The sequence below is a fragment of the Lentzea sp. NPDC036955 genome, from assembly GCF_055608005.1.
This window is the reverse complement of the sequence record NZ_JBVJRC010000001.1, coordinates 487,926-510,341: the sequence shown is the minus strand read 5'-3', so window position 1 is coordinate 510,341 and position 22,416 is coordinate 487,926. Positions and strand designations below refer to the sequence as shown.

The window sequence follows — 22,416 nt, the reverse complement described above, 5'->3', positions numbered from 1 at the left end:
ATCATCCGACAGGTCGAGGAGGTACGGGAACCCTCCGAACGGGTGCGTCTGGCCCCTGTCATCGGCGCCGTCGTCACCCACCGTGCAGTTGCCTGGTCACGCGAGCGGCGGCCTCAGGACTGCCGGATCGCCCTCGGCTGAGCCGCCAGCGCGTCACCCAGCGTGATCTCCAGTTCGATGAACGACTCCTCCGCGCGCCGCGCCGCCACGCTCACCGAGGCGGCAGCGGCCGGCCCGACGAGTCTGCGGGTGGGCGCGCGCAACGCCTGGATCGCCTCGGACCACTGGTTCGAGAGCTTGGCCAGTCCGCTCAGCGTGTCGACGAGGGCTTCGGTGTTGTCCGGCGGCGACGCGACGATCTCCGCCAGCCGGTCGCGCAGCGAGTCCAGTGCCGGGTCCACTTCACTCCTCCCGTGGTGGTGCGCCAGTGGGCGGCTGCGGCTGCCGAGAACGAGCGCGAACTAATTCCCCCATGGGCAACACCATATCTCGACCGCGGAGGTGCGGCGCAATGATGTTGCCCCGACCGGACCACCCGGCCAATCAAGCCGTCATAGCGCCCCGGTGGAGCCGTCGTCTCAACTGGCCAGCGGTTATGCCCGATCGCTGAAATGCATCGGGTTTCAACGTTTAGCGGGTGCAGAATCCAGGTAACCCCGGATTCTGCGCATTAACGCTTTTGTCGTGGCCGCTGTCGCGCGCACCCAGGCCGGAGAACGACGAAGAGTCGTTCGAATTCGTACGGGATTCGCGAAACGGTCCGCGGCCCGGTTCCGCGACCGGGGCGCGGGGTCGGCCTCAGAGCCGGCCGACGTCGGTGATGGTCAGCGCCGCCTCGCCCAGCTCGTCGGACTCGGCCAGGTCGACCTCGGCGTTGAAGCCCCAGTCCTTGTCGCCTGCCGGGTCCTCGAAGATCTGCCGGCACACCCAGCGCTCCTGCTCGACGTTGATGATCAGGAACGCCGGGCCGCGCGCGTTGGGGCCGGTGCCGATGTCCGAGTGCTCCTCGAAGTACGGCTCCAGGGCGTCCATCCACTCCTTGGCCGTCCAGCCGGACTCGTGGTCCAGCTCGCCCAGCGAGTACCAGTCGCGCTTGGCGGCGAGCTCGACGCGGCGGAACAGGGCGTTGCGCACGAGCACCCGGAACGCGCGGGTGTTGCGGGTGACAGCGGGCGGCTGGTCCACGCGGACCTCCTGCACCGTGCCGTCGGGGTTGGTGAGCTTCTCCCACTCGTCGATCAGCGACGAGTCGACCTGGCGGACGAGCTCGCCCAGCCACGAGATCAGGTCCTGCAGCTCCTCGGTCTTGGCCTCCTCCGGCACCGTCTGCGACAGGGCCTTGTAGCCGTCGGCCAGGTAGCGCAGCACGAGGCCCTCCGAGCGGGCCAGGCCGTAGAACGAGACGTACTCGGTGAACGTCATCGCGCGCTCGTACATGTCGCGCACGACGGCCTTGGGGGACAGGTGGTAGTCGCCGACCCACGGGTGGCCGCGGCGGTAGGTGAGGAACGCCGCCTCCAGCAGCTCCTCCAGCGGCTTCGGGTAGGTGACGTCCTCCAGCAGCTCCATGCGCTCGTCGTACTCGATGCCCTCGGCCTTCATGGCGCCGATGGCCTCGCCGCGGGCCTTGTGCTCCTGCGCGCCCAGGATCTGCCTCGGGTCGTCCAGCGTGGACTCGATCACCGACAGCACGTCCAGCGCGTAGCCGGGGGCCTCCCGGTCGAGCAGCTCGATCGCCGCGAGCGCGAACGGCGACAGCGGCTGGTTCAGCGCGAAGTTGAACTGCAGGTCCATCGTGAGCCGGAAGTCGCCGCCGGAGCGTTCCACGACACCGGCCGCGACCAGGGCCCGGTACATCGCCAGGGCGCGCTTGATGTGCTTGAGCTGCTTCGGGCGGTCCTCGTGGTTGTCCTCCAGCAGGTGCCGCATCGCCTGGAACGCGCCACCGGCCGGGCGGCCGATCACGTTCAGCAGCATCGCGTGCGAGACCTGGAACGACGACGTCAGCGGCTCCGGCTCGGCGCCCACGAGCCGTTCGAACGTCGACTCGCTCCACGACACGAACCCGTCGGGCGCCTTCTTGCGGACGACCTTGCGCTTCTTCTTCGGGTCGTCGCCCGCCTTCAGCAGCGCCTTGCGGTTCTCGACCTCGTGCTCGGGCGCCTGCACCACGACGGTGCCGACGGTGTCGTAGCCGGCGCGACCGGCCCGGCCGGCGATCTGGTGGAACTCGCGGGCCTTGAGGATGCGGGTGCGGGTGCCGTCGTACTTCGCCAGCGCCGTGAACACGACCGTGCGGATCGGCACGTTGATGCCGACGCCGAGGGTGTCCGTGCCGCAGATGACCTTGAGCAGACCGGCCTGGGCGAGCTGCTCGACCAGCCGCCGGTACTTGGGCAGCATGCCCGCGTGGTGCACGCCGATGCCGTGCCGCACCAGCCGCGAGAGCGTCTTGCCGAAGCCGGAGGAGAACCGGAAGTTGCCGATGAGGTCGGCGATGGCTTCCTTCTCCTGCTTGGTCGCCACGTTGACGCTCATCAGCGACTGCGCGCGTTCCAGCGCGGCGGCCTGGGTGAAGTGCACGACGTAGATCGGCGCCTCGCGGCCGTGCAGCAGGTCCTCGATCGTCTCGTGCAACGGCGTGAGGACGTACTGGAAGTTCAGCGGCACCGGGCGCTGCGCCGAACGGACCACCGCGGTCGGGCGGCCGGTGCGCCGGGTCAGGTCCTTCTCGAAGAACGCGACGTCGCCCAGCGTCGCCGACATCAGCAGGAACTGGGCCTGGGGCAGCTCGATCAGCGGCACCTGCCACGCCCAGCCGCGGTCGGGCTCGGAGTAGAAGTGGAACTCGTCCATCACGACCTGGCCGACGTCCGCGGCCGTCCCGTCGCGCAGCGCGATGTTCGCGAGGATCTCGGCGGTGCAGCAGATGATGGGCGCCTGGTCGTTCACCGAGGCGTCGCCGGTCATCATGCCGACGTTCTCCGGCCCGAACACCTCGCACAGCGCGAAGAACTTCTCCGAGACCAGCGCCTTGATCGGCGCGGTGTAGAAGCTGCGCTGGTTGCCCGCCATCGCGACCAGGTGGGCACCGATGGCCACCAGGCTCTTGCCCGACCCGGTGGGCGTGCTGAGGATGACGTTCGCCCCCGAGACCAGCTCGATGACCGCCTCCTCCTGCGCGGGGTACAGCGCCAGGCCGCGTTCGGCGGCCCACCCGGAGAAGGTGTCGAACAGTTCGTCTTCGTCGGCGATCGAGGTGAGCCGGTCCGTGAGTGCAGTCATCGCGGGTGAACTATAGGTGGTACGCGTACTCGGTGAACTCCCAGTCGGTCACGAACCGCTGGAAGCGGGCCACCTCCTCCCACTTGAAGTCCACATAGGACCGGACGAAGTCCTTGCCCAGCACCTCGACCATCGCCGTGTCCTCCTCCAGGTAGGCGAGGGCGTCCGGCAGCGTGGCGGGCAGCGTCGGGGCCTTGGACGGGTCGTAGCCGTAGCCCGCAGAGGGGCGCGGCGGGTCGATCCGGTCGCGGATGCCCAGGTAGGTGGCGGCGATGAGGCCCGCGATGCCCAGGTACGGGTTCGCGCTCGCGTCGCCCAGGCGCAGCTCCAGCCGGGTGGTCTCGCCGCGCTCGGCCGGGACCCGCAGCATCGAGCTGCGGTTGTCGAGGCCCCAGTCGATCAGCCACGGGGCGAGCGAGTCCGGGCCGAACCGCTTGTAGGAGTTGACCGTCGGGTTGAGCAGCGCGGCCAGCGCCGGTGCGTGGGTGAGGATGCCGCCGATCGCCCAGCGCGCCTCGTCCGACAGGCCGTGCGAGGTGCCCGCCGCCTGGAACGCGTTGCGGCCGTCCTTCTCGTGGCACGACAGGTGCAGGTGGAAGCCGGAGCCGCCGCCGTCGTTGAACGGTTTGGCCATGAACGTCGCCAGCCGCCCCTCGCGCCGGGCGAGCTCCTTCACCGAGGTCTTGAACCGGAACGCCCGGTCGGCCGCGTCCATCGCGGGGGAGTGCACGAGGTTGATCTCGAACTGCCCGCCGGCGTACTCGTGGTTGCCGCCGGTGGTCTGCAGGCCCGCCGAGCTCAACGTCCGGAGGGTTCTCAGCAGGTGACCGTCCGAGTCGCCGCGGCGACCGGTCGCGTACACGTTGCCCGGCTCGTCGCAGTACGGCCGCCACCCGTTCGGGCGGTCTTCGTCGGGTTCGCAGAGGAAGTACTCCAGCTCCGGCCCGACCACCGGCGAGAGACCTGTGGTCTCGAACACCTCCAGCGCCCTGCGCAGCACCTGGCGGGGTGATTCGTCGACGGGTCGCTCGTCGGCCGGGCTGAGCGCGTCGCCGATGCACCACGCGACCCCCGGCTCCCAGGGGATCGGCAGCAGCGTGTCGAGGTCGGGCACCACGATCACGTCGGGCAGCCCCGCGTCGAGCACCCCGCCGTTCTCGGTGGTCTTGCCGCCCGGCGTGGTGCTGTAGACGGCCCGGCAGAACGACAGCCCGCGCTGCGTCACCGCAGGTAGGTGTTCGACGAGGACGTCGCGCCCCCGGTCCGTGCCGAGCAGGTCGGGGAAGACGACGCGCACCACGTCGATGCCGTCGTCGCCGAGTCTTGCCGCGAGCTCCCGTGTCACCTGTTCACCGACCACGTCGAACTACCTTTCCTGGCCCAGTGCGTCGCTGGCGCGGAAGGGGACAACGTTCGAGGTGCGAGCGCTGTCGACCCGTCCGTGGAGCGCAGACCGTGCTCGGTCTCAGCTGGGGGCTCCGCACTCATCGTCCACCACTGGGCAACAGTCCGTAACTGGACGGGTGACGACCGTCACGGGACCATGCGCGATGTGACATCGTGATCACAGCGCGAGCAGACTCGTGCCGGATCGAAACCACCAGGTCGAAGACATACTTCGGAACCGCAAGTATTGTGCCGGGAACACCTGAGCTCGAGCACGGGAGACTTTGAGTTGTCTGGTCACCACACGATTGCCGAGACCGAGAAGGCCGTCCAAGCCAAGCTCGGTGCGGTGCCACTGCGTCGCGAGCAGATGGCGGCGGTGTCGAACATCCACCGCGCCGCGACCGCGATCCGGCAGCACCTCGAGAACTCGGTGCTGCGCACCAGCGATCTGACCTGGACCGGCTTCGTCGTGCTCTGGGTCGTGTGGATCTGGGGCGAGATGGAGACGCGATACGTCGCCGAGGAGGCCGGCATCTCCAAGGGCACCCTGACCGGCGTCGCCAAGACGCTGCAGTCGCGGGGCCTGCTGGAGCGCATGGGCCACCCGACCGACGGGCGCCTCGCGGTCCTGCGCCTCACCCCTGAGGGTGAAGAACTGATGGCCGACCTCTTCCCCAAGTTCAACGAGGAGGAGGTCTTCGTCTCCGACCCGCTGGAGTCGTCGGAGGCGCAGTCGCTGGCCGAGATGCTGCGCCGGATGGTGACGCACCTGGAGGCCAACGGCGAGCAGCGCCGGCTCGACCTGCGCGGCGACACGCCGTTGCCGCCGCGCCGCTCCGGCCGCCGCGCCAAGCACGGCTGAGGACCTGCGCGCCCGTTGGGCGACTCACCGGGGGTGAGTCGCCCACTTCGGCGTTCCCCCGCTGTCCGACCCGGAGCGCAGGCCGCTTGACCTGCACCGTCAGAGCAGGCTGAGCACCCGCGCGTGCAGCGTGTCGAGGTACTCCTCGGACTCCGGCTTCATCAGCACGCTGCGCAGCACCCGCGCACCGTTCGCGTCCGCCGCCACGCCGGGGTGCCGTGCTGCGAACGCCTCCTTCGACGCCCGTGCCACGCTCAGGAACACCGGGTCGACGGCGGCGTTCATGCCGGTCTGCATCACCCGGTGCGCCGCCGCGTCCACGGCCGAGAGTGTCAGCGGGCTGGTCCGCGGGAAGTACGTGACGATGTCGAGCTCGGGCTCCTGGTAGAGCTCCAGCTGCTCCGACTCGCGGATCAGCCCCGCCCACCGCACGGCCGCGCGCCGTCCGGCCGCCAGCACCTCGCCCAGGCCCTCGCGGGTCAGCGGGAGCAGCTTCAGCGTCAGCCACAGCCCTGCGGCGGCCGCACCGGCACGGGAGCACTCCAGACTGATCTCACCGAGGTGCAGCTCGTCGGACGTGAAGTACGTGTAGGGCGAATCGTGCAGGTAGAAGCGGCCCACGGACGGGTCGCGGAACAACACCGCACCACAGCCGTAGGGCTGAAGACCGTGCTTGTGCGGATCGACCACGACGGAGTCACACGATCCGATGGCCTCCCACGGCTCCGGCGCCAGGTCCGTGCCCGCGAGCAACGCGAAGAACCCGCCGTACGCACCGTCCACGTGCACCCGCACGTCGTAACGCCGTGCGATGTCCAGCACGAGATGCACCGGTTCGATGGCACCCAAAGCGGTGGTTCCCGGCGTGACCACGACCGTTCCGACCTTGCCGCCGCGCAGCAGCGCTTCGAGAGCGTCCAGGTCCATGCGCCCGCGACTGTCCACGGGCACGGGGAACCCCTCGACACCGAGCACACCGCACATGCGCGAGTGTGTGTAGTGCGCCTCGGAGGAGTACGCGACGCCACGGCCCGGATGCAGCGACCGGGCGACGAACAACGCCTCCAGGTTGGCGATCGTGCCGCTGGAGGTGAGGTGGCCGAGGTGCTGCTCGCCGTAGCCGAACATCCCCGCGAGACCGGCCACGACCTCGCGTTCCATCGCCGCGGTCGCCGGGCCGCCGTCCAGCGCGTGGTTGTTCGGGTTGATCAGCATCGCCGACAGGTAGCCGACGACGGCGGCCGGGTGCGGCGGTTTCAGCATCTGGCCCGCGTAGCGCGGGTGGAAGAACGGGTAGTTGTCGCGCAGCCGGTCCTGCAGCTCGGCGAGCGCCGACCCGAAGAGCGCCGGGTCGACCTCGACGGACGAGTGGGGTGTGAAGGTGCCGTACTCGGCGGTCCACTTCTCGTGGTTGGTCAGCGCCTCGTTGAGCCAGTGCTGAAGATCCACCGCACACCCCACTCGTCCGATCCGGTTGTTCGAATTCGGACGTTACGGCAGACCCCAGCGCGAAGACGAGCCGTTGGCCGTCACATCGCGCGCTACGACGTTCGGACGAGTGCCCTTGCGACTGACGATGGCCGTCTGCCCACGCCGCAACGGCACGACGATGGCCGAACCCTGCTGCTTGTGGTTCAGTCGCCGGCCCCACGGGTCGCGCACGTCGATGTCACCGGTGATGCCGTGGTCGAGCACCAGCGGCGAACCGGCCTCCGAGTGCACCCGCACCCAGTCGGTGCGCCCGCCCGACCGTGACGCGTCGACCAGGAACGCGCCTTGGGTGCGCAACGACGAGATGGACGCGTCGGCCCACGTCTGCGAGACGGACGGGAAGACGCGCACGACGTTGTTGTGCGACTGGACCATCATCTCCAGCACGGCCTGGCCGGACATGAGCGGCGACTCGATCGCGAGGTTGCTGCCCTCGCGGTAGAAGGAGTTCTCGGTGAGCACCGCGTTGGACCCGACCGGCTTGCGGTCGAGGAAGTGGCGCAGGAACGCCAGCGCCTCCTCCGGCCGCCCCATCGCCGAGGCCATCGCGGACGCGGCGCCGTAGCTGTAGCCGGCCCAGGCCTCGCGGCGCGACACCCAGTGGTCGAACGTCCGCGCGATCAGGTCGCGGTGCTCGGCCACGTCCCACGTGAGCTCGCGCAGCGGGTAGAACCACAGCAGGTGCGAGAAGTGCCGGTGCGAGTCGGTGAGCGCCACGTCCTTGCCGATCAACGCGCCGTCCGGACCCAGGTGGTAGGGCACGAGCCGGGTCAGCACGTCCCGCCAGCGCGGGTTCTCCTCGATCGACAGCAGCGTGCGCACGCCCCAGCGGATCAGCGAGAGGTCGTAGGTCGTGTCCGTGGCGTTGGCGTACTCCGGTGACCGCGTCTCCGGCAGGTGCAGCCTGCCGTCGGTGCCCTCGACGAGGAACCGCGCGTAGTAGTTGACGGCCTTGGTGAGGATCGGGAAGAGGACGTCCCTGAGGATCTTCTCGTCCATCGTGTGCCGGTAGCCCAGCCACACGTTGTGGCACGCCCACAGAAGATTGCCCGTGTGGTCATTCGGCGCCACGCCGGGCACACCGCAGTAGCGCGGCCCGGAGCGCAACGTGCGGTCGCCGGGGTGGCAGATCGCGTACGAGTCCCCGTCCCGGTAGGCGGGGTTGATGTTGCGTTCGAGGTTGTGCTCGTAGCGCTTCAGCGTGGTCGTCACGGCGTCGAGCTCGTGGTGGTTCGAGCCGTTGACCAGCGGGTACGAGATCTGGACGTTGAGGTTCCACCACACGGCCGTCCAGCTGTTGCCCTGCTCGGGGAACCACGGCCCCCACTCGCTGATGACCGGCGCGTCGGCGCGGGTGGCGGCGGCCATCTTGTAGAGCTGCAACCAGTAGAAGCGCTGCACGAGCTTGTCCGGCACCGACACCAGCGACTTGGCGAAGTACGCGTTCCACCAACGGCGGTGCTGCAGCAGCAGTACCTCGAACGGGATCGCCAGCGCCGTGCGCACCTCACGGATCGCGTCAGACGTGTGCGTGTCCGCGGGATGCGTGTACGCCACATGGGCCGCGAACCGGCCGCCGCGGGCCGACCAGGCCGTCGTGTAGCCACCGCCCGCGTGCAACGGCTGCGCGGCGTACGAGACGCCGTTCGCGGTGCCCAGCGCCGGCACGGGGTTCGCGGTGTAGTCGGCCGGCCTGCGGACCTGGCGGGTCGTCGAGGACTCCAGCGGCTGGAACCCCCAGGTCACGTCACCGCGCACGGACGCGAGGAACGTGCTGCGCGCGTTGTGCACCAGCATCGTGAAGGTGGCACTGCCCTGCGTGGTGGTCACCGAGCCGGTCAGCTCCGCGTTCCACAGGTCGAGCGTCCAGTCCACGGCCGTGATCGCGCCGGCGAACCGCAGTGTCAGGTACCCGATCGGCAATCGGGACAGCCCGATCGCGGCCTCCCAGTGCTCGCGCTGGTCCTGCACCTCGGAGTGGCTGAGCATCAGCTTCAGCTCGTCCGGCGTGCGCCCGGCGTAGACCTGCACGCCCAGGAAGCCGTTCGCGAGGAACGGGCTGTCGCCCCAGTTCTGCGGCAGCCGCCGCCACTCCATCCGGGCGTCGCGGACCACGTCCCGGTGGACGTTGTGACCCGATGTCTCAGGGGCGGTCGGCGCTGCGACCGAGGTGCCCGAGCCCAGTGCCGACGCACCCACGGCTGCGCCTGTTCCGTACAGAAAGGTTCTACGCGACAGCTCTGTCACTGTTGGTCCCTCCGTGCCGTGGCGGCGGCGGAACGGATCTAACCGCAGAAGTCATCCGATGACTAGCGACGCTGTGACGATCACCGCGCTGTTGCCCCCAAATCGTTGTTGCACAGTCCTAGCCACAGCAGAGGTCCGGCAATTAGCGTGACCGCACATGTCAGCCATTGCCATGCACATGAGCGACGGCCTGCTGAACGCGCCGACGTCGGTCGCGTTCCTGGCCATCGCCGCGGTGGGCGTCGGGGTCGCGCTGGTGAAGGCCCGCGCCGACCTGGACGACCGGACCGCCCCGATGGCCGGGCTCGTCGCGACCTTCATCTTCGCCGTCCAGATGATCAACTTCCCGATCCTGCCGGGTGCGTCCGGGCACCTGCTCGGCGGTGCGCTCGCGGCGATCCTGGTCGGCCCCTGGGTCGGTGCGCTGTGCGTGACGATCGTGCTGGTGGTGCAGGCGCTGCTGTTCGCCGACGGCGGGCTCACGGCGCTGGGCGCCAACGTCACCAACATGGCCCTGATCGGCACCGCGGCCGGGTTCGCGGTGGCGGTGGCGCTGCGGGGGCTCGCGAACCGGGGCAAGGACGGGCTCGCGGTCGTCGCGTTCGTGTCGGCGCTGGTCAACACGCTGCTCGCCGCGACGGGGTTCGTCGTCGAGTACGCGATCGGCGGGCAGGGCGGGGTGGAGATCGGCCAGGTCGCACTCCTCATGCTCGGCTTCCACGCGCTGATCGGCGTCGGTGAGGGTCTGATCACCGCCGCGACCGTCACGTCGGTCGCCGCGATCCGGCCTGACCTCGTGCACCTGCTCAAGGGCACCCGCTCGCCGCTGGAGGTCCGGTCGTGAAGAGGTTCTTCCTCGGGTTCGCGGTGGTGTCGCTGCTGATCGCGGGCGTGCTGTCGTACTTCGCCTCCGGCGACCCGGACGGCCTGGACAAGACGGTCGAGGACACCGGCATCGCCGAGCACGCGCAGGAGCACCCGTTCGCGGGCAGCGCCTTCGCCGACTACGCGCTCGGCGGTGACGACCGGTTCACCGGCCTCGCGGGCGTGCTCGGCGTGGTGGTCGTGCTCGGACTGTCGTTCGGGCTGTTCTGGCTGCTGCGCAAGAAGACGAAGGCATGAGCGGGAGCCACCACGTCCTGCACCACGCCGGTGACTCACCGGTGCACCGCCTCGCACCCCACGTGAAGATCCTCGTGGCGTTCGCGGCGGTGCTGGGCGTCGTGGCCACCCCGCGCACGTGGTTCCCCGCCTTCGGGCTCTACCTCCTCGTGCTCGTCGCCGTCTGGGCGGTAGCACGCGTCTCGCCGTGGTGGTTCCTCAAGCGCGCGGTGATCGAGGTGCCGTTCGTGGTGCTCGCGTTCCTGCTGCCGATCTTCGGCACGGGCCCGCGCACCGACCTCCTCGGCGTCTCGGTCTCGGTCGAGGGCGCGCTCGCCGGGTGGAACATCCTGGCCAAGGGCACGCTCGGCGTGCTGGTCAGCCTCACGCTGGCCGCCACCACCGCACCCGGTGACCTGCTCAAGGGCCTGCAGCGGTTGCGCGTGCCCGCGTCGATGATCATGATCGCCACGCTGATGCTGCGCTACGGCGAGGTCGTGGCCGGCGAGGCGAAGCGGATGCGCGTCGCCCGCATCTCCCGCGGCGACGACCCGCGGTTCCTGTGGCAGGCCGGTGCGCTGGCCCGCTCGGTCGGCACGCTGTTCATCCGGTCCTACGAACGCGGAGAGAGGGTGCACCTCGCCATGGTGTCGCGCGGCTGGACCGGCCGGCCGGGAGGTTCGGCCACGATCGTCCCCGAGACCCCGGCCGCCGCGGCGGTGCAGGTCTCCAAGCTCGCCTTCGCCTACCCGGACGGCCACCAGGCGCTCTTCGGCGTGAACCTGCGGGTCGAGCGCGGCGAACGGGTCGCGGTGCTCGGCCCGAACGGCGCCGGCAAGACCACGCTGGCACTGCACCTCAACGGCGTCCACTCCGGCGGCTCCGGCACGGTTGCGATCGCGGGCCTCGAAGTCAGCAGGGCGAACCTGCGCGAGATCCGCCGCCGCGTCGGCCTGGTCTTCCAGGACCCGGACGACCAGCTGTTCTGCCCGACCGTGCGCGAGGACGTCGCGTTCGGCCCGCAGAACTTCGGCATGTCCGATGTGGACGAACGGGTGCTGGGGGCGTTGCGGGCGGTCGGGATGGAGGCGGTCGCCGACCGCTCACCCCTGCACCTGTCCGGCGGTCAGCGCCGCCGCGTCGCGCTCGCCACGGTGCTCGCGTGCGACCCGGAGGTCCTGGTGCTGGACGAGCCGTCCGCGAACCTGGAACCCGTGGCCCGCCGCGAGCTCGCCGAACTGCTGCTCGGCCTGGGCCGCACGATGCTCGTGGTCACCCACGACCTGCCGTTCGCGCTGCAGACCTGCCCGCGCAGCGTCCTGGTCGACGACGGCGTGGTCGTCGCGGACGGACCCACCCGCGAGCTCCTCGCCGACGCCGACCTGCTCGCCCGCCACCGCCTCGAACTGCCCTACGGCTTCCGGCTCGACTGAAGCCCGCTGGTCACGATCTCCAGCAGCAGCGCGGGGTTCGCCCCCTCGTGCAGGCTCTGCAGCATCCCCTTCATCAGCGCCACCAGGTCCTTCGTCGTCACGTCCGCGCGCACCGCACCGGCGGCCTGAGCCCGTTCCAGCAGCCCGCCGAGCGCCGCGTGCAGCCGGTCCCGCAGCTCGGACGGCACGGTGATCGCGTCGGACAGGTCCCGCTTCGCCGCCGCCTCGTCCGCCATCCGCCCGAGGAACGCGAACAGCGCCGCGCCCGGATCGCCGGCGGGGGCGGCGGCCGACTCGACCATCGCCGAGACGCGCGCGTCCGTGACGGCCTGGAACAGCGCCTGCTTGGTCGGGAAGTGCCGGTAGACGGTGCCGGGCCCGACCCCGGCGTGCGCGGCGATCTCGTCGAGCGGCACGTCGATGCCCTTCGACGCGAACAGCTCCCGTGCTGCCGCCAGCACCTTCTCGCGGTTCCGCGCCGCGTCGGCCCTCATCGTTGCCAACCGGGGCGTGCGTTCCGTATCGTCATAACCGGGGTCACCGTTCCGATTCTAGAGATGGGGGCAGGACAGATGGCACGCACACCGGCGGAGATCGTCGAGCACGTCCGCAGGCAGGTCGCGGGGGAGCAGGGCCACGACTCGTTCGCGGACCTGTTCACCGAGGACGGCGTGATGGCCTACCGGTTCCCGGCACCGTTCCAGCAGCCGGAGATCAAGGGCCGCAACGAGATCCGCGCTTACTTCGACAAGATGAGGAGCGCGCGGGTCCGCGAGAAGATCGAGGTCCAGCACGTCGAGGCGATCACCCGGCTCACCGACGACCCGGACGTGGTCGTCGCCGAGATCACGCACAGGGGGTGGTCGAAGGTGAAGCAGGACCACTACACCTTCACCGCCATCGCGGTCATCCACCTGCGCGACGGCGAGATCGCCCGCTACGACGACTACATGAACCCGCTACTGCTGACCGAACTGCTGGGCGCCTGACGCCCGGCCGCGCCGCTCGGCCAGCACGGCGGCCAGGTACGGGTACGGGTGGACGTGCTCGGCGCGCGGCGACCGGACGGCGGCACCCACGTCGTCCGCGAGCCGCGCCCCGAGCTCCAGCTGCGCCCTCTCGCCGAGCTCGTGGTAGCGGCCCAGGTACTGCCGCGCCGCGAGCACCAGCTCCTCCGGCAGCTGCGACAGGTCGAGGCCCTGGGCCCACTCGGCCAGCGGTGCCGGCATCTCCACCGGCGTCACCGCCTGCTCCGGCACCCGCGTGTGCACCACGACGGTGCCCGCGAGGTAGTCGCCGACCCGCTTGCCCTGCGCGGAGAACAGCGACACGAACAACGCCACCGCGCCGCCGAGGCCCAGCGCCCAGAAGTCGACGAAGAACCCGGTGAGCGCGCGCACCAGGGCGTGGCGGAAGCGGATCGAGCCGCCGTCGTCGCGCACCACCCGCAGTCCCATGACGAGCTTGCCCAGCGACCGGCCGCGCGTCAACGACTCCACCGCGGCCGGGTACCCGACCAGCACGGCGATCGTGAGCGACAACGCGAGCGCCGACTGCAGCGCGTCGTCGAAGCCGATCGGCGACAACAGGAACACGCCGAGCAACAACAGGAACTGCACGAGCACGTCGAACGCGAACGCGACCGCCCTGCTGGCCAGCCGCGCCACGCGCAGGTCCAGAACTACCGCTTCACCGGTGACGAGATCCCCCACGCGGATAGTGTGACCCATCGTGGATCTGGACGTGTTCATCGAGCGCAACCGCGCGTCGTGGGAGCGGCTCGACCAGCTGGTCGGCAGGTCCGGCCGGTTGACCGGGCCCGAGGCCGACGAGCTGATCGAGCTCTACCAGCGCGTCACCACGCACCTGTCGACCGTGCGCAGCCAGACACCGGACGTGGCCACCGTGGAACGTCTCTCCACTTTGGTCGCGCGTGCGCGCGCTGCGGTGACGGGCACGCACACGCCCGCATGGCGCGTCTTCACCCGTTTCTTCACACACCGGTTCCCGGCTGCCGTCTACCGCGGATGGCGCTGGTGGGTTCCGGCCGGGGTGGCGTCCTACCTGCTCACCGGTGTCATGGCGGCCTGGATCGCGACGAACCCGGACGTGCAGGCGCTGATCGCCGCACCCGACGAGCTGCGCGAGATGACCAGGGCTGGCGGCGGTTACGAGGCGTACTACTCCAGCGACCCGGCGGGCTCGTTCGCGGCCAAGGTGTGGACGAACAACGCCTGGGTGGCCGCCGCGTGCCTGCTGCTCGGCGTGCTGTTCGCGCTCCCGCCGGTCTACCTGCTCTTCACCAACGCCGTGAACCTCGCCGTCGGCGTCGGCCTGATGTTCGGCGCCGGCCGCGGTGAGGTGTTCCTGGGGCTGCTGGCACCGCACGGCCTGCTGGAGCTGACGGCGGTGTTCGTCGCGGCGGGCATCGGCATGCGGCTGGGCTGGCAGGTCATCGACCCCGGCCCGCGCACCCGTGCTGCCGCGCTCGCCACCGAGGGCCGCGCGGTGGTGGCCGTGGCGCTCGGGCTGGTCGTGGTGCTGCTGGTGTCCGGTGTGCTGGAGGGGTTCGTGACGCCGTCGGGGTGGCCGACGTGGGCGCGGGTCGGCATCGGCGTGGCCGCCGAGGTGCTGTTCCTGCTGTACGTCTTCGTGATCGGGCGGCGGGCGGCGCTGGAGGGCGAGACCGGGGACGTGGACGCGGGCGAGCGCGAGGACGTCGTGCCCACGTCCGTCTGAGCAGGTCGCCAGCGTCTGCAAGTACTACCAACTCAACATCAACAGGCACTTTTCCACTACCAACAGCGCCGCCGGCCGTTCGTGGTCCGGCCGGTGGCGGCGCGAGTTGGTGGTAGTCAGCGGCGATTCGATCAAGTGTTGGTGGTACTTGCAGACGCCTGGGCAGCAGAGAGGGGCGGGCGAGACTGCTGGACAGGTGCTTAGAGTTTGCCTGCCGCCTTCAGCGACAGGTAGCGGTCCGCGAGCGCGCGAGGCAGGTCGTCGGGCAACGCGTCCACGACCTCGACACCGTGCCGTGCGAGCAAAGCGGTGAGACGGCGGCGTTCGGCCAACGTGCGTTCCGCGGCGGCGGCGTTGTAGACGGCTTCCAGGTCACCGCGTCCGGCGGCCATCGCGTGCACCGCCGGGTCGGACACCGACGCGATGAGCAACCGGTGCCGCGCGGCCAGAGCCGGCAGCAGCGGCAGCAGGCCGTGCTCGATCGACGGTTCCAGCGAAGTGAGCAGCACGACCAGCGACCGGCGCGCGGCACGCCGCAGCACCTCCGCGACCGCGCCGCGGGCGTCGAACTCGACCAGCTCGGCCTCCAGCGGTGCCATCGCGGCGACCAGGGCCGGCAGCGTCGCGCGCGGCACCGAGGCCCGCACCTTGCCGCTGTGGGCCAGGAAGCCGACCTGGTCGCGCGCCTGAACGGCGAGCGCGGACAACAGCAGCGCCGCGTCCATGGCCGTGTCCAGCCGGGGCAGGCCACCCAGCGAGCCCTCGACCCGACCGGCCGCCGTGCGCGCGGTGTCCAGCACGATCAGCACCTGCCGGTCGCGTTCCGGCCGCCACGTGCGCACCACGACGTCCGATGACCGCGCCGACGCACGCCAGTCGATCGACCGCACGTCGTCGCCGATCACGTACGTCCGCAGCGAGTCGAACTCCGTGCCCGCGCCGCGGATCAGCGACGCCCGGCGGCCGTCGAGCTCCCGCAGGCGTTCCAGCAACGGCGGCAGGTGCTTGCGGCTGTGGAACGGCGGCAACGCGCGCACGGTCCACGGCACCTCGTGCGACCCCTGCCGGGCCGCGATCCCCAGCGGCCCCGGAGAACGCACGGTCACGCGATCCGCCGTGCGGTCCCCTCGGCGCACCGGCCGGAGCTCGAACGTCAGCGTCCGCGACCCGCCGGCGGGCACGTCCACGGCCACCCGGTCGGCCACCACCCCCGCCGAAGGCGCCCACGCGTCCCGGAGAACACCGCGCAACCGACGACCGGGGTTGTGCACCGTCAACTGCACCGAGCACAGCTCGCCCGTGCGCACAGACGTCGCTCCCGCGCGGGAGAACGTCAACCGCCGGACGCCCGCCGCCAGCACGAGATCGGCCGCCACACACACGACCAGCACCGCGAGCACGACGAGAATTCCTTGCCACGACGGCAAGACCAGCCCGACGACGAACACCCCGATGAGCGCGAGCAGCGCCGCGCGGCCCGTGAGCGCCACGTCAGCGCGGCACCGGAACGGCCCCGAGCACGCCGTCCAGCACGCCGTCCGCCGTCACGCCCTCCAGCTCGGCCTCCGGGCGCAGCTCCAGCCGGTGCCGCAACGCGGGCCTCGCCAGCGACTTCACGTCGTCCGGCGTCACGTAGTCACGCCCGGACAACCACGCCCACGCCCGTGCGGCAGCGAGCAGAGCCGTTGCGCCACGCGGAGAAACGCCCAGGCGCACCGCGGGGGACTGGCGCGTCGCACGGCACACGTCCACGACGTACGCGATCACCTCGGGCGCGACGGTCAACGCGCGCACGGCCGCGGAACCAGCCTCCAGGTGCTCCGCTCCGGCCACCGCCGACAGGTGCGAGAGGTCGCGCGGGTCGAACCCGGACGCGTGCCGGGTCAGCACGTCGATCTCCTGCTCCCGCCCTGGCACCGGCATGGTGACCTTGAGCAGGAACCGGTCGAGCTGCGCCTCGGGCAACGGGTAGGTGCCCTCGTACTCCACCGGGTTCTGGGTGGCCACGACGATGAACGGCGCCGGCAGCGGCCGGGTCTTGCCGTCCGCGGACACCTGCCGTTCCTCCATCGCCTCCAGCAGCGCCGACTGCGTCTTCGGCGGCGTGCGGTTGATCTCGTCGGCCAGCAGCAGGTTCGTGAACACCGGGCCCTCGCGGAACGAGAACGTGGCGTTGTGCGCGTCGTGGACCAGCGACCCGGTCAGGTCGCCCGGCATCAGGTCCGGCGTGAACTGCACCCGCGTCGTCTCCAGGTCCAGTGCCTTCGCCATGGCCCGCACGAGCAGCGTCTTCGCCACGCCGGGCACGCCTTCGAGCAGCACGTGCCCCTTGCACAGCAACGCGAGGATCAGCGACGTCACCGCGGCGTCGTTGCCCACCACGGCCTTGCCGATCTCCGTGCGCAACGCCACCAGCGCCGTGCGTGCTTCCTCGGTGGTGACCACTGCCGTCATCCCTTGCGCACCTCGTTCTCCAGAGCGTCCAGCTCGTCGGCCAGCGCGACCAGCCCCCGGTCGTCCACCGGCCCGTCGTCGTAGAGCAGCGTCCGCACCTGCGGCACCGGACGCGAAGTCCTGCGGGCGATCTCCTCGGACGGGTCCGCACCCACCGGCACGCCCAGCAGCGGTGCCAGCCGGTCGCGGGTTGCCTGCCGCAGCACCGCCGCCGCGTGGCCCGCCGCGTGCGAGGACCGGTACAGCCGGGCCCTGCCCTCCACGGTCTCGGCGGCGCGCACCACGACCGGCAGCCGTTCTGGCACCACCCGGCCGAGCCTGCGGGCCCGCCACAGCGCGACCACCACGGCCGCGATCCCCAGCTGCAGCGCCGCGAACAGCCATCCGGCCGGGACGAGGTCGGACAGCGCCTTCTGCTGCGAGCGGTCCGCCGCGGCCGGCAGGTACCAGACCAGCCGTTCGTGCTGGCCGAGCAACGCGAGCGCGAGCGCGGCGTTGCCCTCCTCGTCGAGGTCGTCGTTGGTGAAGACGCCGCCGAACCCGATCATCGTGACCGTGCCGGTGCGCACCAGCGTCGAGTCGTAGCAGCTCTGCTCGCCGGTGTAGGTGAACCCGCCGGTCGTGACCGCACCGGCCCGGTCCGCGAGCGGGCAACCCGGCTGGCGGGTCTCGACCTCCACGCGGCCCAGGTCGCTCGCCGGTGCCACGAGCACGGTCGCCGCGGCCGCCTCGCTCAGGCCGGCCAGCCGTGCCGGGTCGATCAGGTTCGGCTGCGCGACGAACAGCGTCGCACCGTCCACCGTGGACACGTCGTCGGTGAGCTCGACGCGCACCCCGTTCTGCCGCAACAGCTCCGCCAGCGCGTGGCTGCCCTGCGGCTGGAACGAGCGGGGGTCGAGCGAGCCGCCCTCGCCGCTGCCGCGCAGCACCGTGATCACGACGGCCGTCGCGAGGATGATCACGCCGATGAGCAGTGGTCCTCTGGCGGCGGACCAGATCCGCCCCGCGTCGGGGGAGACCGCGGTCATCCGCGCACCCGGTCGTCGACGGAGACCAGCTGCCGGTAGCCCTGGTCCGTGGCGGTCCGGCCGCCGTACCGGACGTCGTCGAACTGCACCGCCGCGCCGCGCAGGTCGTCGGCGAGGCCCGGCAGCGAGCGACCCGCCTCGGCGGCCACCTCGGCGACGGTGCGACCGGCCCGCGCGTCGAGCACTCCCCGTTGTTCCAGCTCCCGCACCACGGCGCGGAACCGTTCGCGGACCGCCTCGGCCAAGTCGCCGGCGGCGGCCGCGCGGTCGGCCGCGGCCCGGTGCTCGGCCGCGGTCATGACCGCGTCGCCGAAGACCTGCGCACCCGACCGCAGCGCGCGGCCGGTGCGCCCGGTGCGCAACCGGACGACGACCACGACGAGCACCACCACCGCCACGATGATCGTGACGGCGGTGATGCCGCTCATGCCCCCGGCACCCGCGAACAGCTCGTCCAGCTGCTCCAGCACCCACCGCAGGGCGCGTTCGACCGGGTTCGGGTCGTCGGAGACGTACGCCGGGTCGCTCAGCTCCCGGACGGCGGCCTCGCGGGCCTCGTCGCGGTCGAGGTCGACGGGTACGTCAGAGACCGCCATGCCCCGCGGCCCGCTGGAGCTCGATGTCCATGCCCTCGGCGCGCATCCGCCGGTCGACGTAGACCAGCACGGTCACCGCCGCGGTGAACGGCAGCGTGATCGTCGAGGCGATGATCGCGCCGATGGTCGTGAACACCAGCGACCCGATGCTCAGCGCGGCCGTGGGGTCGCCGGAGAAACCGGTCGTGGCCGACCCGAGCAGGGTGAACGGGATGCTGATGATCCAGTTGATGATCGCGCTGATCAGCGCGGCGAGCAGCAGGACGCCGAACGTCCGCCACCACGCGCCCCGCACGAGGGTCCGCGAGCGGCCGAACGCGGTGCCCACGCCGCAGCGCTCCAGCACCAGCGCCGGGGTGACGAGGCCGAACAGCACCCACAGCCAGACGCCGGGGACGACGCAGAGGATCGCGCCGGCGGTGACGGCCAGGCCGTAGAGCAGCGTCGCGCCCAGCAACGGCAGCAGCCGCGGCTTGAACTCGTCCCAGGCCTCGGCGAACGTGACCGGCTGGCCCAGCACGGCGCGGCCGACGACCACGGTCACGAAGCCGGAGAGGAACACCGTGCCGACCACCAGCAGCAGCACGCTGAGCAGCGTGCCGGTGAAGAAGCCGACGAGACCGCTGGTGAGCTGGTCCACCGCCTCCTGCTGGGTCATGGTGTTCGGGTCGAGCGTGGCGACCGAGGTGAGGTCGTCGAGGAACGGCAGCTGCACCAGCAGGCCGAGGACCTGCGTCACAGCGGCGACGACGACGGCCGCGCCGATGATGAGCTTCGGGTGCTTGCGCATGGTGCTGACGGCACCGTCGACGATCTCGCCGATCGCGAGCGGGCGCAGCGGGATCACACCGGGCTTCATCGACGGCTGCGCGCCCGGCGGCGGCGGCGCGTTGTAGCCGTGCGGAGGCTGGTGCGGTTGCTGGTGGGGCTGGTCGGGTGAAGACCAGCCGGGCGTGTCGGACATCGCGGCTTACCCCCGGTCGTGGTGTTGGCGGAATCCTGCCAGAAGCGCGCTCGCGGTACAGGCGGACCGCGGAGCGAGTCGATCACGAATTGGCAGTGGTCCCGAGCTCGGCACGGGCGCGGTGAGGGCTCATCGCGCGCATGCCCGCGTCAGTGCAACGGCGCACCACCACCGGTTGTTGACGCAGGAGCCGCAACCCGCGGCGGACCAGCACCGGCACCGGCTTGCGGGCCTCGGCCACGTCCCTGGCGAACCGCCGGGCGAACGTCACCGGCGCGCTGGGCGCGAGCACGATCGCGTCCCTGAGCACCCCGGCCTTCCGCGCGCCGTCGACCAGCAGGTCGGCGAACAGTCCTTCCGCGACGAACGCGGGCGCGTCGCCCAGCTCGATCGTCTGCCAGCCCGTTCTGCGGTCCTCGCCGATGGAGTACACCGGCGCCTGGACCGTGCCGGTCGTGGAGAGCTCGACCACGGCGGCCAGTGCGGCGCCGGCGTTCCACGACCCGACGTCGTCCCAGTCGGCACGGCCGTGGTCGTCGCGGGGGAGCAGCGGGTCGTCGCCGTCGCGGTAGAAGTCGTCGAGGCGCAGCACCGGCCAGCCGAGGTGGGCGGCCAGCGTCGACTTGCCGGAGCCGGACGGGCCGGCCAGCAGGACGGCCCTGGGAGCGGGCACTGGGATGGGCACGAGGGGCAATCCTCGCACACGGGTTAGGCTCGAACGCATGAGCGAAGGTCTGTTCGACGAGGGCCTGTTCGGCGCGACCGACGAGGAGAAGGCCGAGCGCATCGCGGCCAACGCCCCGCTGGCCGTGCGGATGCGCCCCGCCTCACTCGACGAGGTCGTCGGACAGGACCACCTGCTCGGTCCCGGCGCACCGCTGCGCCGCCTGGTCGAGGGCGCCACGCCCGCGTCGGTGATGCTCTACGGCCCGCCCGGCACCGGCAAGACGACGCTCGCCACGCTGGTGTCGAGGGCGACCGGCCGCCGGTTCGTCGCACTGTCGGCGTTGTCCGCGGGCGTGAAGGAGGTCCGCGCGGTCATCGACGAGGCCCGGCGCCGGCTGGTCCGCTCGCGCGAGTCGACCGTGCTGTTCATCGACGAGGTGCACCGGTTCTCCAAGACCCAGCAGGACGCCCTGCTCGGCGCGGTCGAGGACCGGATCGTGCTGCTCGTCGCGGCCACCACCGAGAACCCGTTCTTCTCCGTGGTGTCCCCGCTGCTGTCGCGGTCGCTGGTGCTGCAGCTCAGGTCGCTGACCGACGAGCACGTGCGCACGGTCGTGGAACGCGCGGTGGCCGACGAACGCGGCCTGGGCGGTTCGGTCGTCGTGGAACCCGACGCGCTGGCACACCTGGTCCGGCTGGCCGGCGGTGACGCCCGCCGGTCGCTGACCGCGCTGGAGGCCGCGGCGGACTCGGCGCTCGCGTCCAACGACGGCGTGATCACCCTGTCGCTGCTGGAGTCCACTGTGGACAAGGCTGCGGTGCGCTACGACCGCGACGGCGACCAGCACTACGACGTGACGTCGGCGTTCATCAAGTCGATCCGCGGCTCGGACGTGGACGCCGCGCTGCACTACCTGGCCCGCATGATCGAGGCGGGCGAGGACCCGCGGTTCATCGCGCGCCGCCTGGTGATCCACGCCAGCGAGGATGTCGGCATGGCCGACCCGACCGCACTGCAGACGTGCGTCGCCGCCGCCCAGGCCGTGCAGCTGATCGGCCTGCCCGAGTGCGCCCTGAACCTCGCCCAGGCCACCATCCACCTGGCGACCGCGCCGAAGTCCAACGCCGTGACCACCGCGATCTACGCCGCGATAGAGGACGTCCGCAAGGGCGCCACCGGTGCGGTGCCCGCGCACCTGCGCGACGGCCACTACGCGGGTGCGGCCAAGCTCGGCAACGCCCAGGGCTACCGCTATCCCCACGACGTGCCGGAAGGCGTGCTCCAGCAGCAGTACGCGCCGGACGACCTGGTGGGCCGCGACTACTACGAGCCGACCGGCCGCGGCGCCGAACGCGCCGTCGCCGACCGCCTGCCCAAGCTGCGCAGGGTCGTGCGGGGCGGGTGATCCGCGAGTGCGGCGGAACCGGTGCCCGCCAACGGGATCCGGCGGTAGCGTCGGACGCATGACGATCACCGACGACTTCCTGGCCACCGCGCGCCAGGTGCTGACGTTGCTGCGCACCCCTCAGGTCGCCGACCACTGGAACGACCCGAGCGCGCTGCCGGAGTTCGGCGTCAGCGGTCTCGCCGGCCACATCGCCTACCAGGTCCTGCCGTTGCCGGGCATGCTGGAGGCGCCGGCGGAGGACGTGCCCACCGTCCCGCTGATGGAGCACTACGCGCGCGCGGGCTGGACCGAGCTCGACGTCGACTCCGATTTCCACACGCGCATCCGCGACGGCGGCGAGCACGTGGCCTCCGGCGGCCACGCCGACCTGTGCGACCGCTTCGAGCGGACCGTGGCGGCACTGCCAGAACTGCTGGCGGCGGCCGGCAACCGCCCCGTCCGCATGCCGCACTGGGGCCCGTGGGCCGTGCTGCTGGACGACTACCTGCCCAGCCGCGTGATGGAGTTCGTCGTGCACGCGGACGACCTGGCCGTGAGCGTCGGCGTGGACACCCCGGAGTTCCCGCGCCACGTGCACGAGACCGTCATCGACCTGTTGTCGCGCCTGGCCCTGAACCGCCACAGGGGCATCGACATCGTGCGCGCGTTCAGCCGCGGGGAACGCGCCCCGCAGGACATCACCGCGTTCTGAGCAGGTTGCCCGATGCTGTGCCTTCAACGCCCCGAGGTCCCGCCCCTGGCTACTGGCGTCT

At 71.2% G+C, this 22,416-nt stretch carries 21 protein-coding genes and 1 pseudogene; 9 read left to right on the top strand and 13 right to left on the bottom strand.

The window, feature by feature from the left end:
* Window positions 1-113: 113 nt before the first annotated feature.
* The 3 genes from ACZ7CF_RS02495 to ACZ7CF_RS02485 form a co-directional block, all read right to left on the bottom strand.
* Entirely contained in the window at window positions 114-401 is a 288-nt protein-coding gene (locus ACZ7CF_RS02495; protein ID WP_360386932.1) for a hypothetical protein, read from the bottom strand.
* Between the two features lie 397 nt (window positions 402-798).
* Complete coding sequence (locus ACZ7CF_RS02490) at window positions 799-3,285, bottom strand: DEAD/DEAH box helicase (RefSeq protein WP_360386935.1); 2,487 nt, start codon at window positions 3,283-3,285, stop codon at window positions 799-801.
* Between the two features lie 10 nt (window positions 3,286-3,295).
* A complete protein-coding gene (locus ACZ7CF_RS02485; protein WP_360386938.1) occupies window positions 3,296-4,645 on the bottom strand; it encodes a glutamine synthetase family protein in 1,350 nt (449 codons plus the stop codon).
* Window positions 4,646-5,020: 375 nt separating this feature from the next.
* On the opposite strand from ACZ7CF_RS02485, the gene ACZ7CF_RS02480 reads away from it, so the two are divergent.
* A complete protein-coding gene (locus tag ACZ7CF_RS02480) occupies window positions 5,021-5,536 on the top strand; it encodes a MarR family winged helix-turn-helix transcriptional regulator (RefSeq protein ID WP_245816540.1) in 516 nt (171 codons plus the stop codon).
* 99 nt (window positions 5,537-5,635) lie between these two features.
* Here ACZ7CF_RS02480 and ACZ7CF_RS02475 read toward each other — a convergent pair whose 3' ends face one another.
* Together ACZ7CF_RS02475 and ACZ7CF_RS02470 are read right to left on the bottom strand one after the other, a co-directional pair.
* Window positions 5,636-6,985 carry a pyridoxal phosphate-dependent decarboxylase family protein gene (locus tag ACZ7CF_RS02475; RefSeq protein WP_470368621.1) on the bottom strand — a complete coding sequence of 450 codons (1,350 nt, stop codon included), beginning with the start codon at window positions 6,983-6,985 and terminating at the stop codon, window positions 5,636-5,638.
* A gap of 42 nt (window positions 6,986-7,027) precedes the next feature.
* Window positions 7,028-9,142 (bottom strand): glycosyl hydrolase family 95 catalytic domain-containing protein, encoded by a 2,115-nt coding sequence (locus tag ACZ7CF_RS02470; RefSeq protein WP_470368620.1) that lies wholly within the window; start codon window positions 9,140-9,142, stop codon window positions 7,028-7,030.
* A 289-nt stretch (window positions 9,143-9,431) separates the two neighbouring features.
* Between ACZ7CF_RS02470 and ACZ7CF_RS02465 the strand changes: the two genes are divergently transcribed.
* From ACZ7CF_RS02465 to ACZ7CF_RS02450, 4 genes and pseudogenes are all read left to right on the top strand, one after another.
* Window positions 9,432-10,118, top strand: a complete 687-nt coding sequence (locus tag ACZ7CF_RS02465) for an energy-coupling factor ABC transporter permease (RefSeq protein ID WP_470368619.1) — start codon at window positions 9,432-9,434, stop codon at window positions 10,116-10,118.
* Entirely contained in the window at window positions 10,115-10,396 is a 282-nt protein-coding gene (locus tag ACZ7CF_RS02460; protein ID WP_360386950.1) for a PDGLE domain-containing protein, read from the top strand. The genes ACZ7CF_RS02465 and ACZ7CF_RS02460 overlap by 4 nt, the downstream gene beginning before the upstream one ends.
* Window positions 10,393-11,031 (top strand): annotated as a pseudogene (gene cbiQ / locus ACZ7CF_RS02455) (cobalt ECF transporter T component CbiQ); the annotation flags it as partial. The gene ACZ7CF_RS02460 and the pseudogene cbiQ, both read left to right, overlap by 4 nt.
* Window positions 11,020-11,808, top strand: a complete 789-nt coding sequence (locus tag ACZ7CF_RS02450; protein WP_360388340.1) for an energy-coupling factor ABC transporter ATP-binding protein — start codon at window positions 11,020-11,022, stop codon at window positions 11,806-11,808. The pseudogene cbiQ and the gene ACZ7CF_RS02450, both read left to right, overlap by 12 nt.
* On the opposite strand, the gene ACZ7CF_RS02445 is transcribed toward ACZ7CF_RS02450, so the two are convergent.
* Window positions 11,787-12,302 (bottom strand): TetR/AcrR family transcriptional regulator, encoded by a 516-nt coding sequence (locus tag ACZ7CF_RS02445; protein ID WP_360386953.1) that lies wholly within the window; start codon window positions 12,300-12,302, stop codon window positions 11,787-11,789. The two genes, ACZ7CF_RS02450 and ACZ7CF_RS02445, sit on opposite strands and share 22 nt — an antisense overlap.
* A 78-nt stretch (window positions 12,303-12,380) precedes the next feature.
* Between ACZ7CF_RS02445 and ACZ7CF_RS02440 the strand changes: the two genes are divergently transcribed.
* The gene (locus ACZ7CF_RS02440) at window positions 12,381-12,797 is read left to right on the top strand and encodes a nuclear transport factor 2 family protein (protein WP_470368618.1); all 417 of its coding nucleotides are present in this window, start codon (window positions 12,381-12,383) and stop codon (window positions 12,795-12,797) included.
* Here the strand turns inward: ACZ7CF_RS02440 and ACZ7CF_RS02435 are convergent.
* Complete coding sequence (locus ACZ7CF_RS02435) at window positions 12,768-13,520, bottom strand: RDD family protein (RefSeq protein WP_360386959.1); 753 nt, start codon at window positions 13,518-13,520, stop codon at window positions 12,768-12,770. The genes ACZ7CF_RS02440 and ACZ7CF_RS02435 overlap by 30 nt on opposite strands.
* A 19-nt stretch (window positions 13,521-13,539) precedes the next feature.
* Between ACZ7CF_RS02435 and ACZ7CF_RS02430 the strand changes: the two genes are divergently transcribed.
* Entirely contained in the window at window positions 13,540-14,547 is a 1,008-nt protein-coding gene (locus ACZ7CF_RS02430) for a stage II sporulation protein M (protein WP_470368617.1), read from the top strand.
* Window positions 14,548-14,747: 200 nt separating this feature from the next.
* Here ACZ7CF_RS02430 and ACZ7CF_RS02425 read toward each other — a convergent pair whose 3' ends face one another.
* The 6 genes from ACZ7CF_RS02425 to ACZ7CF_RS02400 form a co-directional block, all read right to left on the bottom strand.
* Complete coding sequence (locus ACZ7CF_RS02425) at window positions 14,748-16,037, bottom strand: DUF58 domain-containing protein (protein WP_470368616.1); 1,290 nt, start codon at window positions 16,035-16,037, stop codon at window positions 14,748-14,750.
* Window position 16,038: 1 nt separating this feature from the next.
* Window positions 16,039-17,001, bottom strand: a complete 963-nt coding sequence (locus ACZ7CF_RS02420; protein ID WP_470368615.1) for an AAA family ATPase — start codon at window positions 16,999-17,001, stop codon at window positions 16,039-16,041.
* Entirely contained in the window at window positions 16,998-18,029 is a 1,032-nt protein-coding gene (locus ACZ7CF_RS02415; protein WP_470368614.1) for a DUF4350 domain-containing protein, read from the bottom strand. The genes ACZ7CF_RS02420 and ACZ7CF_RS02415 overlap by 4 nt, the downstream gene beginning before the upstream one ends.
* Window positions 18,026-18,625, bottom strand: a complete 600-nt coding sequence (locus tag ACZ7CF_RS02410) for a DUF4129 domain-containing protein (RefSeq protein WP_360386973.1) — start codon at window positions 18,623-18,625, stop codon at window positions 18,026-18,028. The genes ACZ7CF_RS02415 and ACZ7CF_RS02410 overlap by 4 nt, the downstream gene beginning before the upstream one ends.
* Window positions 18,612-19,589 (bottom strand): DUF7847 domain-containing protein, encoded by a 978-nt coding sequence (locus ACZ7CF_RS02405; RefSeq protein WP_470368613.1) that lies wholly within the window; start codon window positions 19,587-19,589, stop codon window positions 18,612-18,614. Before ACZ7CF_RS02405 ends, ACZ7CF_RS02410 begins: the two co-directional genes overlap by 14 nt.
* Window positions 19,590-19,671: 82 nt before the next feature.
* Window positions 19,672-20,274 carry a uridine kinase family protein gene (locus ACZ7CF_RS02400; RefSeq protein WP_360386979.1) on the bottom strand — a complete coding sequence of 201 codons (603 nt, stop codon included), beginning with the start codon at window positions 20,272-20,274 and terminating at the stop codon, window positions 19,672-19,674.
* A gap of 37 nt (window positions 20,275-20,311) precedes the next feature.
* Between ACZ7CF_RS02400 and ACZ7CF_RS02395 the strand changes: the two genes are divergently transcribed.
* Window positions 20,312-21,661 carry a replication-associated recombination protein A gene (locus ACZ7CF_RS02395; RefSeq protein WP_360386981.1) on the top strand — a complete coding sequence of 450 codons (1,350 nt, stop codon included), beginning with the start codon at window positions 20,312-20,314 and terminating at the stop codon, window positions 21,659-21,661.
* Window positions 21,662-21,719: 58 nt separating this feature from the next.
* On the top strand, window positions 21,720-22,355 hold the full coding sequence (locus tag ACZ7CF_RS02390) for a maleylpyruvate isomerase N-terminal domain-containing protein (RefSeq protein WP_470368612.1): 636 nt from the start codon (window positions 21,720-21,722) through the stop codon (window positions 22,353-22,355).
* Window positions 22,356-22,416 lie beyond the last annotated feature (61 nt).

Coding starts and splice junctions, on each gene's coding strand:
- ACZ7CF_RS02410 (WP_360386973.1), bottom strand. CDS start 18,625: ATGGCGGTCTCTGACGTACCCGTCGACCTCGACCGCGACGAGGCCCGC.
- ACZ7CF_RS02395 (WP_360386981.1), top strand. CDS start 20,312: ATGAGCGAAGGTCTGTTCGACGAGGGCCTGTTCGGCGCGACCGACGAG.
- ACZ7CF_RS02450 (WP_360388340.1), top strand. CDS start 11,020: ATGGTGTCGCGCGGCTGGACCGGCCGGCCGGGAGGTTCGGCCACGATC.
- ACZ7CF_RS02445 (WP_360386953.1), bottom strand. CDS start 12,302: ATGAGGGCCGACGCGGCGCGGAACCGCGAGAAGGTGCTGGCGGCAGCA.
- ACZ7CF_RS02465 (WP_470368619.1), top strand. CDS start 9,432: ATGTCAGCCATTGCCATGCACATGAGCGACGGCCTGCTGAACGCGCCG.
- ACZ7CF_RS02490 (WP_360386935.1), bottom strand. CDS start 3,285: ATGACTGCACTCACGGACCGGCTCACCTCGATCGCCGACGAAGACGAA.
- ACZ7CF_RS02405 (WP_470368613.1), bottom strand. CDS start 19,589: ATGTCCGACACGCCCGGCTGGTCTTCACCCGACCAGCCCCACCAGCAA.
- ACZ7CF_RS02440 (WP_470368618.1), top strand. CDS start 12,381: ATGGCACGCACACCGGCGGAGATCGTCGAGCACGTCCGCAGGCAGGTC.
- ACZ7CF_RS02390 (WP_470368612.1), top strand. CDS start 21,720: ATGACGATCACCGACGACTTCCTGGCCACCGCGCGCCAGGTGCTGACG.
- ACZ7CF_RS02420 (WP_470368615.1), bottom strand. CDS start 17,001: ATGACGGCAGTGGTCACCACCGAGGAAGCACGCACGGCGCTGGTGGCG.
- ACZ7CF_RS02415 (WP_470368614.1), bottom strand. CDS start 18,029: ATGACCGCGGTCTCCCCCGACGCGGGGCGGATCTGGTCCGCCGCCAGA.